A 12,978-nucleotide genomic window follows, 5' to 3' on the forward strand; every position below is an offset into this window, starting at 1 on the left:
CTTTTTGCCGACAATCCATGAAAAGCGAATTCCGCCATCACGCGATCTGTAGCAGCTGGCGAAGCCTGCGTTCGGCTGCGCAGCAGTCGTAAACCCTGAGTCCCGGACGGATCTGATGCGCCGCGCTGTGTGGCCTTGCGACTGCTGCGCAGCCGAACGCAGGCTTCGCCAGCTGCTACACGTATGCGGTAGCGCGTTGGTTTGCGTCGATCATAGAGTCGTTTTATTCCTACCTGCTTCTCATTGTTCTGCGTTGCGGCTGTGGCGGTAGTCGCTCACGGCTTCATACACCGCTTTGCGCAGGCGGTTGATGCCACCAATCGGTCGATGGGCCTCAAGCCCGAACCACGGATTGAACGACTGGTTGTCGCATTGCAGATTCAGCGCCGGCGTATCGAAGTCCTGGGCGGGCAGTTTGATCCGCGCCACGGTTTCGAACGGTGCATCCTTTTCCTTCCATTCAATACTCGTGTCCTCGATAGGCATGTACTTGCCCGGATCCTGCCGCTGGATCTGCAACATGAAGCACGCGGGCACCCGATCCGTCGACAATTGCTGGTTCAGCGCGTTGCGCAAGAAATTCGGCAGCTTCTGGTTCTGCGTCGGCAAGGTGTAGGCCGGGCAGCTGTCGGGATCCGGCGCCACCCGAAACTTCGCATTGGCTTCACCAAATTTATAGGGCGAAACCGAAAAGTACGTCGTCTGCGTCGGACTTTCCGGGGCCGGGGAGAGGGTCGCCAAGGCGATAAACAGATGACGAACCTGCCACGTGCGCGGATCCCAGCCGGGGAAAAACGCCGTCAGCTTCTTGCCATCGGCCTGGGCGGCCACATTCTGACGGTATTCGGCGACATCGCTGACGAAGAAATTCGGGTGGCTGAACATCACGAAGTCCTGTTCGCCACGGCTTTGTTGATCGGCGAGTAGTTGTTTGCCGGGCACATCGAGCAGCTTGATCGCCATGCCCCGGGCATCGCGAATACTGTCGAACTGCGGATAGGCATTGCCGTTGGACAGTCGCATCGTCGATTGCCAGGTTTTGCCGGGTTCGCTGAACACACCTTGACGCAGCTCATCCGCCAGATCCGGCAGCACCTGGACTTCGGCCTTCACACAGCCGTGCGCCTTGGCATGCGCATCGCGCAGGTAGCGGGTGCTTTCGCGGTGCTGATCGACGATGCGCACGGCCGTCTGAATGATGTTCTGAGTCATCGCCGCTTCGCCGTCCGGGATCAGTTCTTCGGCCGAGACCGGCCCCCGGTGCTGCCAGGCAAACCACGCCGTGGCCAGTGCCCAAACCAGTAATCCCAAGCCCAGCAACCACAACAGGGTTTTGCCGAGGAGGGCGCCTAACCACATCCATAGTCTGCTCATGGTAATTGTGCCTCCAACGGGCCGCCCAATACTTTCAGGTACTCCAGCAGCGCCCAGCGCTCCTCCGGTTGCAGCAAGCGACCGATGACGCCGTTGCCACGCTTGCCAGCCCGGAATTCGTGGCCGCTGTTGTGATTGCCGGTAATGCGCGTGTCGAACTTGAAGCCGTTGGGGAAGGCGTCGGTGCGATAACCCAGGTGCCTGGGGTCGTACTCGAACGTGCCTTTGTAAAAGTTCGTTGCGCGTTCATCCTGGGGCGAGAGCAGTTGATAAATGCTCGGTACCGAACCGTTGTGCAGAAACGGCGCCGTCGCCCAGACGCCGGCCAATGGACGGGCCTTGTAGGCACGCAGTTCGCGCACACCAATCGGCAGCCCGAAGCCATCCATGTCCGGGCGCTCGGCCTCGGGGATTTTCGCCTCGCGGTAGGCCCTATTTCCTACGAACGCGGTGACATAGGCCAGGCCTTTGGCTGACGAGAGTTTGCTCATGTCCAGTGGTTCGGCGGGCGGCGGCTGCAACTGCACATCCAGTTTCGCCAGTTCAGCCGGGTCCCATTGCAAGGCACTGAGGTCGAAGCGATGGTCAGCGATGTTATTGGTCGCGCCCGGGTCTGTGCCGATGTACTCCACTGGCAGCATTTTCAGGTGTTGCACCCAGCGCCCGTTGGTTTGAACCGATCGGGGTACGTGGCAACCGGCGCAGTTTTCGCTGAACAATTCGCGACCTTTGACGGCCAGGGGCTGGTCGACAGTGCCCAGCACATCTTCCGGCCAGGCCGGTGGTTTGAGCCGTTGCAGGGTTTGTTCGATCTGGTGCAGGTCGCGCAAGCGGACACTCGACGGGTAGCGCTCGTCACCTTTAAGCGGTTGGCCGTTGGCGTCGAAGAAGCTCAGGGTTGCACCGACACCAAGCGCCTCGCCGATGTTGCGGGCCATTGGTTGCTGGGCCGAACCGTTCCATTGCACCCAGTCAAAGGTCCACATGTCCCACAATTGCGGGTAATCCACCGGTGCATTCGCCACGCGGTAGTTATCGGCTGAAATCGCGTCGCCGAAGCTGGCATTGGCGATGCGCCCGAAGGCGTCGGTACGGCCGGGGCCTTCCTCGGTCGGGTAGAGCCCGCGATGGGTATCGTTCCAGGCCACTTTTACGAAGGTATCAAGTGAGGTTTTGAAGTCTTTGCGCAGTTGTTGGCGCCGGGCGTCGTAATTCTCGCCAAGCACGTTGCGGGCGAAGCGTTCGAATTTCCAAGGGTTGTAGTAAGTCGAGATCAGACTGGCTACCAGCGCCTGTCCGAAACTGCCGCCGCGCAGCGTAGGAACACTGGAAGGCAGGACATGCTGCGCCGAGCCGCCGTCGATACGCACGGCCTGGCCGTTGAAACGTAATTCACCGGTGTGGCAGGCGGCACAGGTGATGTCGAGGTATTCGTCTTGGCTGCCAGGGTTTTGATGGCGAGCAAACCCCACGGGCAGGTTGCCAGGGTTGTTCTGCGTGGCTTTCTGCCCGGGATCGATCAGAAAACCAAAGCGCGCGAGGTAGTCGGGGGCAGCGAATCGTTGTTCCGAGAAGGGCAGTTCGAGTTCCTTGAACCAGTCATAGCGCAAGCCTTTGACTTGAGTGCCCTGGGGGGTGAAGTAGTAAGTCTGGCGGTCGGCGGCGCTCCACTGATCCAGATAACGCACCTTTTGTGCGGGAGCCCAGGTCGGCAGTTTCGGGTTGGCGACGTAATACAGAACCACGGCCAGGCCCAGCCCCAGCAGCACAGCGAACAGCACCAGCAGGCGGAATAAGAGGCGCAAGATAAACGTCCTTGTCGATTTGTAGCTCTCTTATGCCTCAGCCTTCGGGGTGCGGCAAGTGGCCATTACGCCAGATGCTGTGGGATCCGGCACCCGTCTCTGTGAGCCCAAGATGACAGAAGCTTCATCATTCCAATCCCGAAATGCGTTAAAACACCTGAACTTATCAGAAGTTTCCTGCTCTCATGCCGGTAGCCATTGGTCGTGGCCGCCTGATAAGCTCGCGGCTTTACTCGATTGCCCTTTAGGCGCATGAACAAGGAAATAGCATGAAACAGCATCGGTTGGCGGCGGCGGTGGCCCTGGTTAGCCTGGTACTTGCGGGTTGTGATTCGCAGACCAGCGTAGAGCTGAAAACCCCGGCGCAAAAAGCTTCCTACGGGATTGGCCTGAACATGGGCAAAAGCCTGGCTCAGGAAGGCATGGATGACCTGGACTCCAAAGCCGTAGCCCAAGGCATCGAAGATGCCGTCGGCAAGAAAGAACAGAAGCTGAAGGATGACGAACTGGTCGAAGCCTTCGCAGCACTGCAGAAGCGTGCTGAAGAGCGTATGGCCAAAATGAGCGAAGAGTCGGCATCCGCCGGCAAGAAATTCCTCGAAGACAACGCCAAGAAAGCCGGTGTCACCACCACTGCTTCGGGCCTGCAATACGAAGTGGTCAAGAAAGCCGATGGCGCACAGCCTAAGCCGACCGACGTAGTGACTGTTCACTACACGGGCAAGCTGACCAACGGCACTACGTTTGACAGCTCCGTCGAACGTGGCAGCCCGATCGATCTGCCGGTTAGCGGCGTGATTCCGGGTTGGGTCGAAGGCCTGCAACTGATGCACGTTGGCGAGAAGTACAAACTGTACATCCCTAGCGAACTGGCCTACGGCGCCCAAAGCCCAAGCCCGGCGATTCCAGCCAACTCGGTTCTGGTATTCGACCTGGAACTGCTGGCGATCAAGGATCCAGCAAAAGAAGACGCCGCCAAGTAATCAGCGTCTGCTTTAAAAACAACGCCTCGCTTTATGCGGGGCGTTGTTGCATCTGGCGTTCAGCGAGGGTAAACAAAGCGAACGGATGCTGTACGTTGCAGTCATAGCCATTGAGGACGCCGTGCTATCCGCGCCGGCGCGCCAAGTCAATGAAATCTTGGGTTTTTTTATGTGAGTAAAAAACGCCCGATCTGAGTTGAGCCCTTATGAAACGGGGCTTTCAGCCGTGAAAAATAGCTCTGTTCACAAGGTTATCCACAATTTGTGTGGATAACATTTCAGCGGGAGGAATGATGAAAGCACCCTGGAATTTCGCTCGTTTCCTGCCACTCGCCGGACGCCTGCTTGCCCGTGGACGTTTGCCGACCCTGTTGTTCGCCGTCGCCAGCAAAGGTGCCAGCCAGGGCAACCGGCTGGGTAAGATCAAGGACGATTTGCGCCTGTTGCAGGCACTGTGCCTGGCCTACTGGCGCGGCGAGTACCGGGCTATCAGTCCGAAGGCGCTGATCTCGGTGGTTGCCGGCCTGATGTACTTCCTCAGCCCGGTGGATGCGATTCCGGACTTCATCCCGATGTTCGGCATGCTCGATGACATCGCCGTGCTTGCCTGGCTGATGAAAGTCCTCGACGACGAACTCAATGCCTTCCGTGCCTGGCGCAATCGCCAGTTGCCGGAGAAGCTTGCGGTGGCCGAGCGCCTCCCCGATACCCCAGAGCAACTTCAGCTTCAGGGCCCGAAAAAAACCTGATTTGATTGAGGATCGTCCTTATATTCATACCCCCCGCGACCGTGGCCGCTGTTAGGATTACACTTCTAGGGAAAAGTGCCGACTCGCTAAGTGTCGTTGTCCTACGGGGAAGTCATGGATATTCAGATAATCACACGCGAAGGCGAGCCCGAATATGCGGTTTTGCCATGGGCTCAGTATCAGGCTCTACTGAAAGCAGCAGGCATCAACGAACAACCGGCACCCGACACGCCGGTGCGTCACGCAGCATCGCCAGACCAGATTCTTCCGGGGCTGGATCAACTACGCAGTTTGCGCGAAGGGAAGGGCATCGCCATTGAGGCGCTCGCCCGCACGGTAGGCATCAGCCCGTCTTATCTGGCCTTGATCGAAAGTGGCGAGCGTCTACCCGACGCTGCGATTCGCCGCAGCCTGGCCTGGGAACTGACGGTGCCAGGGTGGAGGGATGAATCGTGAGCGTACGCATCAGTCGTCAACATTGGGACGGGTTGCTGGGTGAGCTGGATCAGGCCCGCCGCCAGCGCCATCTGCTGACCTATCGAGCCTTGCTGGAACGTTTGCAGTTGCCCACGCCGGCCATGCAAACCCTCACCGCTGCGCTGGAGCATCTGGCCGCGCTGGACGCCAAGGCCGAGCAGCCGCTGCGCAGCTCGCTGGTGATCAGCCAGGGCGCCAGTCGCCTGCCACGCACCGGCTTCTTCGAATGCGTCGAACGTCTAGGGCGTTTTTCCGGGCCGTCCGACGGTGTTGCTGCCGCCTCGTGGCACGCCTCGGAAGTGGTGCGCGTGTTCGAATACGAGTACCCGGAATCGGCGGAGGCCTGAGTGTTTTTAAAGCTCAAGGCACGGGCCGGTTACTGGCTGGCCCGCCGGTTGTTTCACTGGTCGTGGTTCGTGCGACAGCCCCGCGGCTGGAGCTGGCTCGAAGGCCAGTTCGCGCGCATGGCCAACCTGGGTGACGTCGGCGCGCAAAGCTTCTATGGCCACATCCTGACCTTTCGCGGCGTTGGCCTTGGGGCTCGTGAGGAAGGCGTGCGATTGCTGCGCCTGGCGGCGTTGGCGGGGGATGGCAAAGCGGCGTATCAGGTGGGCGTGATCAGTTTGGCGGGGACGCCGAGCAAGGCGCCGGATCCGGCTGAAGCGGCGCGGTTTTGGGGGTTGGCGGCGCAGGCGGGGCATCCGTTGGCCGAGATGAAGCTGAAAGAGCTGGCGTCTCGCGATTCAGCGAAATAGATACATTGCTGTTCGACAAATGAACGTGGCGTGAGGGAAACCTTCCGCCACGTTTGCGTTTCTGGCGTTTCGTTTATTCAGTGGCGGCGCATTAGAGAATTGCCCTACGCCAACATCGTCCTTTGCTGGCTTCTTTCCTGGATGATCACCCGCACAGTGCTGCGCGTTTAAAGCCGGGCAGATTCATCGGAGATTTCCTTCGAGTTGTGGCGGCTTTCATGAACTGGTGCGCGACGTGTCTCATCGATAGTCTTTTGGCTGTCACTGCAAATTCAGTGACAGGGCGTGGAAGCCCTTCTATCGTTAGGCGCGTCAAGCGCCACCCATTCGGCGTTTTTTCGTCTGTGTTTTATGGTGGCTGTGCGCGGGGCGCTTTCGAGTGCGCCGAGTGCCTAACGTCTCGGTCTTCCACACCCGCGTACAGCCGCCACCTATCGCGTGGAAGTGATTACTGGCGGCTTCAATCCATACGTTAGGAAGTAAAACAATGAAAACACTTACGCCAGATCCGCCTTACACCCCTCTAACGCCTCATCCCGACAACCGCTTTATGGCGCTGACCAGCAACTGCAGCGACATGCCCACCTTGTTCGTCGACACCCACGCGCCGCTCGATATTTTGACCGACGCCGCCCGCTACCGAATCCGAGCCGTTACCCAAGTGCTGGAGAACCTGTCCATGCGCGGTTCGATTGAGTGCGATTCCATGATTCTCAGCGACTTCGCGTTGCTCTGTGCAATTCCGTTGCGTGATGGGTGTGATGTGCTGGATGTGGTTGGGCGGCGATTAGCGGCACAGTCAGAAGCGGATTGAATCCAGAGATTTTGGTTGTCTGGGCTGGCCTCTTCGCGGGCAAGCCTCGCTCCTACACGGGGTCTGTGTTGTTCACAATAATTGCGAACGGCACAACACCCCTGTAGGAGCGAGGCTTGCCCGCGAAGGCGTCCGTTCAATCAACGATGCCCTGACAGCAACTCATCCTCTCGCACCGGCACCACCAAACTATCAATCACATGCACGCTATACCCCGGCACATTCTTCGCGTGATGTTTGGCCTGCGATGCCATCTCCGCCAACTGGCTCGCATCGAGTTGTCCACAGGCCTGTGGATGCAAATGCACCACGCCGATCGACAGTGACAGCAACGGGAACTCCTGGCGCACACCCTGGCGATTCGGCGCGATAAAGCAGCCGGCTTCCAGGTGTTCGCTGCGGTAGAAGCGTCGGCACTGGCTCTGGAAGTCGTCCAGCAGCTGGTTCAAACGTTTGTGCCAGTCTTCCGGGCCGAGCACCAGCAGGAAGTCATCACCGCCGATATGGCCGACAAAGTCGCGGGACGGGTCGACGCGATCGATCAGGCATTGCGCCAGGCACAGCAGCACTTCATCCCCACGGCCGTAGCCGTAGATGTCATTGAAGGGTTTGAAGCTGTCGATGTCGACATAGCAGATCACCGATTCCCGCTGCTGTTGCAGCAGCCGCGTCAGGCATTGCTGGATGGGCACGTTGCCCGGCAACAGGGTCAGCGGATTGGCGTAGCGGGCCTGCTGGATTTTCAGTTCGGTAATCAGCTTGAGCACATCGATCACTCGGCCCAACCCCAGGTAGCCGCCGTTGAGGGTGATGATGAAATCTTCTTCAATGCGCTGCCTCGCGCGACTGGTGATCAAGCGACTGACCTGTTGCAGCGACTGGCTCATTTCCACGGCGAGGAAGTCGTCGTTCATCAGGCGGCTGATGGGCTTGCGGGCAAAAAGATCAGTCGCGAAGGGCTTGAGCAGTGCGTCCGAGAGCGAATGCCGATGAACGATGCCGCAAGGGTGGCCATGCTCGTCGAGCACCGCCAGTGAGTTCAGGTTGGCCTGGCGGCGGAAGGCTTCCAGCACCGTGGCTGTCGGTGTATCCCGGTGTACGGCCGGTTGGTCGTTGAGCAAGGCGCTGAGGTCGCTGCCTTCGTCATTTAACGCCACCGCGGTGCTGTCGTGTTTGGGCATCAAGGATCGTGCCTCGCGAGGTGGATGCTCTTGAGGCCGGCACAGCAAATAGCCTTGCACCAGATCGACGCCCATCTCGGTCAACACCGCGAGCTCTTCCGGCAGTTCGATGCCTTCGGCGATCACCTGCGCCCGCGACGCCTTGGCGATTTGCAGGATGGAGCCGACGAACTCACGCTTGAGTGCGTCCTGATGAATGCCGTCGATGAAATGCCGGTCGATCTTCACGTAGTCCGGACGCAGCTCGGACCACAACCGCAAACTCGAGTAACCCGCGCCCAGATCATCCAGCGCGATGGAAAATCCCATTGCCCGGTAGTGATGCAGGGCGTTTTGCAGTAACTGGAAATCGTCGGTCGGGGTCTGTTCGGTGAGTTCGATCACCACCTGGCTCGGCGGTATACCGAAGTCCTGCAGCAATTGCAGGGTTCGCCCCGGTTGATGAGCGGCTTCCAGCAGGGATTCCGGAGAGACGTTAAGAAACAGCTTGCCCGGCAGTTGCTGTTCATTGAAACGTCGACAAGCACTTTCACGGCAGGCGATTTCCAGCTCGCTCAAGCGACCGGCCTGGCGGGCGACCGCAAACAATGCGATGGGGGAGTGCAGCGGACTGTTCGAGGGGCCGCGGGTGAGGGCTTCGTAGCCGACAATGCGTCGCTCGGAGAGGGAGATGATCGGCTGGAACAGGCTGTGCAAGCCGCTTTGAGCCAGTATGGAACTCAAGGCACTCAGCTGTTCTGTCGTGGTCATGGCAATCTCTGGCGATAAAAAAAGGACTGGGAGCACACTCTTGCTCAAGAGGGCTCCCAGTCCTGTATTTCACGACAGAATGATGACTGTATGATGACGCTCCGGAGAGCGTCAGCATTAAATTGCCATCATCTTAATGCTTGGCTACCGCGGTGTTGAGTTTCAAGTAGTCCAGCAGAATCCGCCCGGTCTCGCTCAAGTAGGCATCGTCTTCTGGCTTGGTTTTGTCCGGCTCGGCCGCGATCGCGTCTTCGTCTTCTTTCTTCAGCTCTTTGAGCGGCTCTTCACCCTTGGCCTTGCGACGGATGTTTTCCATGACCAGTTGCTTGGCTTCGATATCGGCGTGTTGCGCACGACGATCAGCTTCATTGAGGCTGACGGTTTTTTCCGCCATCAGCTTCTGGGCCAGGGCCAGCTTGTCGCGGATGAACACGAACTCTGCGTCTTTGGTCGAGCGCAAATCATGCTCGGACTTGAGCTGCGCGATGTACGGTTTGAACGGGTCGACCGCCGGCTTGATGGCTGCACGGATGGTGTCCCACGGCATGGCTTCCGGCAGGGCGCTTTCGCCGATTTCCTTGGTGTCAATGATCGACGGGTAGTCGATATCCGGCAGTACGCCCTGATGCTGGGTGCTCTGGCCGGAAACCCGGTAGAACTTGGCCAGGGTCAGCTTCAGTTCGCCATGGTTCAGCGGCTGAATGGTCTGCACGGTGCCTTTACCGAAGGTCTGGCCGCCGATGATCAGCGCGCGATGGTAGTCCTGCATGGCGCCGGCAAAAATCTCCGAAGCCGAGGCAGACAAGCGGTTGACCAGCAACGCCATCGGGCCTTTGTAGAACGCGCCCGGGTTTTCATCTTCCAGCACATCGACCCGGCCATCGGCGTTACGCACCAGCACGGTCGGACCTTTGTCGATGAACAGGCTGGTCAGCTCGGTGGCTTCCTGCAACGAACCGCCGCCGTTGTTGCGCAAGTCGATGACCACGCCGTCGACTTTCTCTTTCTGCAACTCGGTCAGCAGTTTCTTGACGTCGCGAGTGGTGCTTTTGTAGTCCGGATCGCCGGCACGGAAAGCCTTGAAGTCGAGGTAGAAGGCCGGGATCTCGATGACGCCCAGTTTGTAGTCCTTGCCATCCTGTTTCAGGCTCAGGATCGACTTCTTCACGGCCTGGTCTTCGAGCTTCACTGCTTCGCGGGTGATCGGCACGATCTTGGAGGTCTGGTCGTTCGGCGCATTGCTGGCCGGAATCACTTCCAGGCGCACCACGGTGCCTTTCGGACCACGGATCAGCTTGACCACTTCGTCCAGACGCCAGCCGACCACGTCGACCATCTCTTTGTTGCCTTGGGCAACGCCGATGATCTTGTCGGCCGGTGCAACCAGTTTGGTCTTGTCGGCCGGGCCGGCAGGCACCAGGCGCACGACTTTTACCTGATCGTTATCGCTCTGCAACACGGCGCCGATGCCCTCGAGGGACAGGCTCATGTTGATGTCGAAGTTCTCCGCGTTATCCGGCGACAGATAGTTGGTGTGCGGGTCGTAGGACATGGCGAAGGTGTTGATGTACGCCTGGAAGATATCTTCCGCACGGGTCTGGTCCAGGCGCGCCAACTGGTTTTTGTAGCGCTTGGTCAGGGTTTCCTGAATCTGCTTGGAATCCTTGCCCGCAATCTTCTGCCGCAAGACTTCGTCCTTGACGCGTTTGCGCCACAGGTCGTCGAGTTCGGCGGTGGACTTGAGCCACGGGGCGTCCTTGCGATCGATCAGCAAGGTTTCCTTGGCGTTGAAGTCGATTTTGTCGACGCCCTTGTTCAGCTCGGCAAGGGCAAAGTCCAGACGCGCTTTGACGCGGTCCAGGTAGCGCTTGTAGATGGTGAACCCGGCGTTCAGGTCGCCGCTTTTGAGGAAGTCATCGAACTGGGTTTTCCACTTGTCGAACTCGGCAATGTCGCTGGCCATGAAGTAGCTGCGCGACGGATCCAGCAGCTTGAGGTAGCTGTCATAAATGATCACGGAGCGCGCGTCATCGAGCGGCGGCTTGCTGTAGTGATGGCGCTTGAGCAGTTCGACGACGTTCAGGCTGGCGATCACTTCGTCACGATCAGGCTGAAGCTTGTCCCAGCTATTGGCTGCGAAAGTATTGCTCGACATCGGCAACAGGCCGATACCAATGAATAGGGCTAGGGCGGTGCTGGGGAAAAAATGCTTCATGCTGATTCGACGCGGGGACAATTGATCACGCATATTAGGCCGTCTTTGAAGTCGCCGGTTCCACAGGGGCCGGTCGCATAATGCAAGAAAGCCCGGCGCTACAGCTACGGGCTCAGTCCAGACTCACTATGGAGGCACTGTGAAGGCATTGCAAGGCGTGGAAGGTCAAGTGGCGTGGGTTGAAGAGCCCAGTCCTACATGCGATGTAGGACAAGTTCGTATTCGAGTGGCGGCAGCGGGCCTCAATCGCGCCGATTTGTTACAGAAAGCAGGGCTTTATCCGCCACCGCCGGGAGCCAGTCAGGTACTGGGTCTTGAGTGTTCGGGGGTGATCAGCGAGGTCGGCCCGGGCTCGTCCTGGCAGGTCGGCGATCGGGTTTGCGCCTTGCTGGCCGGGGGCGGGATGGCCGAGGAGGTAGTTGTCGACGGACGGCACGTGCTGCCGGTCCCCGAAGGTTTGTCCCTGGCCGAGGCGGCCGCGTTGCCGGAAGTGTATGCAACCGTTTGGCTGAATTTGTTTCAACTGGCCGCGCTCAAACCGGGTGAGAAAGTTCTTCTGCACGCCGGAGCAAGTGGAATCGGTTCAGCTGCCATTCAGCTGTGCAAGGCCTTTGGCAACCCGTGCTGGGTCAGCGTCGGTTCCGCCGAGCGTCTGGCTTATTGCGAAACGTTGGGTGCGCAGGGTGGTGTTGTGCGCACGGGCGACCTGGACAGCCTGCGTGATCTGGGGCCGTTTGACGTGATTCTCGATCCGGTCGGTGGCAACTATGCTGCGCTGAACCTGAAGATGCTGGCTCAGGATGGTCGGTGGGTGCTGATTGGTTTGATGGGCGGTCGTGAAGCGAAGCTGGATCTGGCGCAAGTCCTGGCCAAGCGCGTGCAGCTGCTGGGTTCGACCTTGCGCAGTCGCGATGAGCAGTTCAAGGCGGATTTGTTCAGTGATTTGAGCCAGCATGTGTGGCCGTTGTTTGCTGAAGGACGGTTGAGTCCGCAGTTGGCGAAGACCTTTGCGATCAAGGACGCCGAAGCGGCGTTTGCTGAATTGGCGAGTAACAAGGTGGCGGGGAAGTTGGTGCTGATAATCGACGCCAGCCTGACCTGACAACACCGAACCTGTGGGAGCGAGCCTGCTCGCGATTCAGGCGACGCGGTGTGTCAGGTAAACCGCGTTATCGTTCATCGCGAGCAGGCTCGCTCCCACATGGGATTTGCGTTATTTCCAGAGGTGGATTGGCCAGCCGGCCTTTTCGGCATGCTCAAGCAGCACCGGATCCGGGTTCACCACGTGTGGGAAGTCCACCTTCAACAGCAGCGGCAAATCGTTGCGTGAGTCGGAATAGAAACTCGCCCCTTCCAGGTTTTCCTCTTCCGCATCCAGCCACTCCAGCAACCGGGTGATTTTGCCTTCGCGGTATGTCAGCGTTCCAACGGTGTGGCCACTATAAACCCCGTGCGCCACTTCCAGTTCGATGCCGAGTATCTCGTCGATGCCCAAACGGTCGGCAATCGGCTTCACCAGGTGCGTGCCCGACGCCGAGATCACCAGAATCCGGTCACCAGCCTTGCGATGGGCTGCAATGGCTTTGGTGGCGTCACTGAAAATGATCGGCTCAATGAAGTCTTCTACCCAAGGCCCGACCAAATGGTCGACCTCTTGCGGTGTGCGCCCGATCATCGGCTCCAGGCTGAACTCCATGTACTCTTCCATCCGTAACTTGCCATGACTGTAAGCGTCCATTAGCTCATTGTTCTTGCGCATGAACGACTCGGGATCGACCCAGCCCAGGCGGCCCATTTGCTCGCTCCAGAGGGTGGCGCAGTCGCCGTGGATCAGGGTTTCGTCCAGATCAAAAATTGCCAGGGCCATCAGTGCAG

The 12,978-nt window shown here is 58.9% G+C and carries 12 protein-coding genes; 7 read left to right on the forward strand and 5 right to left on the reverse strand.

The genetic code is table 11. The features are described from left to right. Nucleotides 1-240 precede the first annotated feature (240 nt). Together ACA070_RS08635 and ACA070_RS08640 are read right to left on the reverse strand one after the other, a co-directional pair. On the reverse strand, nucleotides 241-1,374 hold the full coding sequence (locus tag ACA070_RS08635) for a catalase family protein (protein WP_497450790.1): 1,134 nt from the start codon (nucleotides 1,372-1,374) through the stop codon (nucleotides 241-243). Next, nucleotides 1,371-3,179 (reverse strand): di-heme-cytochrome C peroxidase, encoded by a 1,809-nt coding sequence (locus ACA070_RS08640; RefSeq protein ID WP_497450791.1) that lies wholly within the window; start codon nucleotides 3,177-3,179, stop codon nucleotides 1,371-1,373. Before ACA070_RS08640 ends, ACA070_RS08635 begins: the two co-directional genes overlap by 4 nt. A 269-nt stretch (nucleotides 3,180-3,448) precedes the next feature. Between ACA070_RS08640 and bamJ the strand changes: the two genes are divergently transcribed. From bamJ to ACA070_RS08670, 6 genes are all read left to right on the forward strand, one after another. Continuing rightward, the gene (gene bamJ / locus ACA070_RS08645) at nucleotides 3,449-4,162 is read left to right on the forward strand and encodes a BamJ family beta-barrel-assembly machinery protein (protein WP_461980347.1); all 714 of its coding nucleotides are present in this window, start codon (nucleotides 3,449-3,451) and stop codon (nucleotides 4,160-4,162) included. Between the two features lie 293 nt (nucleotides 4,163-4,455). Then, a complete protein-coding gene (locus ACA070_RS08650; RefSeq protein WP_497450792.1) occupies nucleotides 4,456-4,911 on the forward strand; it encodes a YkvA family protein in 456 nt (151 codons plus the stop codon). A gap of 114 nt (nucleotides 4,912-5,025) precedes the next feature. Further along, entirely contained in the window at nucleotides 5,026-5,367 is a 342-nt protein-coding gene (locus ACA070_RS08655) for a helix-turn-helix domain-containing protein (RefSeq protein WP_497450793.1), read from the forward strand. Further along, nucleotides 5,364-5,735: a hypothetical protein gene (locus ACA070_RS08660; protein WP_003223109.1), complete on the forward strand. Its 372-nt coding sequence runs from the start codon at nucleotides 5,364-5,366 to the stop codon at nucleotides 5,733-5,735. The genes ACA070_RS08655 and ACA070_RS08660 overlap by 4 nt, the downstream gene beginning before the upstream one ends. Continuing rightward, complete coding sequence (locus tag ACA070_RS08665; protein ID WP_497450794.1) at nucleotides 5,736-6,143, forward strand: SEL1-like repeat protein; 408 nt, start codon at nucleotides 5,736-5,738, stop codon at nucleotides 6,141-6,143. Nucleotides 6,144-6,630: 487 nt separating this feature from the next. Further along, nucleotides 6,631-6,957 carry a hypothetical protein gene (locus tag ACA070_RS08670; RefSeq protein ID WP_497450795.1) on the forward strand — a complete coding sequence of 109 codons (327 nt, stop codon included), beginning with the start codon at nucleotides 6,631-6,633 and terminating at the stop codon, nucleotides 6,955-6,957. A 140-nt stretch (nucleotides 6,958-7,097) separates the two neighbouring features. Here ACA070_RS08670 and ACA070_RS08675 read toward each other — a convergent pair whose 3' ends face one another. Together ACA070_RS08675 and ACA070_RS08680 are read right to left on the reverse strand one after the other, a co-directional pair. After that, nucleotides 7,098-8,888, reverse strand: coding sequence for a bifunctional diguanylate cyclase/phosphodiesterase (locus tag ACA070_RS08675; RefSeq protein ID WP_497450796.1), 1,791 nt, complete (start codon nucleotides 8,886-8,888; stop codon nucleotides 7,098-7,100). A gap of 133 nt (nucleotides 8,889-9,021) precedes the next feature. Next, a complete protein-coding gene (locus ACA070_RS08680) occupies nucleotides 9,022-11,103 on the reverse strand; it encodes a carboxy terminal-processing peptidase (RefSeq protein ID WP_497450797.1) in 2,082 nt (693 codons plus the stop codon). A 139-nt stretch (nucleotides 11,104-11,242) separates the two neighbouring features. On the opposite strand from ACA070_RS08680, the gene ACA070_RS08685 reads away from it, so the two are divergent. Next, complete coding sequence (locus ACA070_RS08685; protein ID WP_497450798.1) at nucleotides 11,243-12,205, forward strand: zinc-binding dehydrogenase; 963 nt, start codon at nucleotides 11,243-11,245, stop codon at nucleotides 12,203-12,205. 111 nt (nucleotides 12,206-12,316) lie between these two features. On the opposite strand, the gene ACA070_RS08690 is transcribed toward ACA070_RS08685, so the two are convergent. After that, complete coding sequence (locus ACA070_RS08690; RefSeq protein ID WP_497450799.1) at nucleotides 12,317-12,970, reverse strand: HAD family hydrolase; 654 nt, start codon at nucleotides 12,968-12,970, stop codon at nucleotides 12,317-12,319. Nucleotides 12,971-12,978 lie beyond the last annotated feature (8 nt).

The sequence above is a fragment of the Pseudomonas sp. LBUM1678 genome (genome assembly GCF_059695575.1).

Bases quoted from the DNA above. Each gene is read 5' to 3' on its own strand.
- ACA070_RS08635 (WP_497450790.1), bottom strand. From the start codon at position 1,374: ATGAGCAGACTATGGATGTGGTTAGGCGCCCTCCTCGGCAAAACCCTG.
- bamJ (WP_461980347.1), top strand. From the start codon at position 3,449: ATGAAACAGCATCGGTTGGCGGCGGCGGTGGCCCTGGTTAGCCTGGTA.
- ACA070_RS08650 (WP_497450792.1), top strand. From the start codon at position 4,456: ATGAAAGCACCCTGGAATTTCGCTCGTTTCCTGCCACTCGCCGGACGC.
- ACA070_RS08655 (WP_497450793.1), top strand. From the start codon at position 5,026: ATGGATATTCAGATAATCACACGCGAAGGCGAGCCCGAATATGCGGTT.
- ACA070_RS08670 (WP_497450795.1), top strand. From the start codon at position 6,631: ATGAAAACACTTACGCCAGATCCGCCTTACACCCCTCTAACGCCTCAT.
- ACA070_RS08675 (WP_497450796.1), bottom strand. From the start codon at position 8,888: ATGACCACGACAGAACAGCTGAGTGCCTTGAGTTCCATACTGGCTCAA.
- ACA070_RS08680 (WP_497450797.1), bottom strand. From the start codon at position 11,103: ATGAAGCATTTTTTCCCCAGCACCGCCCTAGCCCTATTCATTGGTATC.
- ACA070_RS08690 (WP_497450799.1), bottom strand. From the start codon at position 12,970: ATGGCCCTGGCAATTTTTGATCTGGACGAAACCCTGATCCACGGCGAC.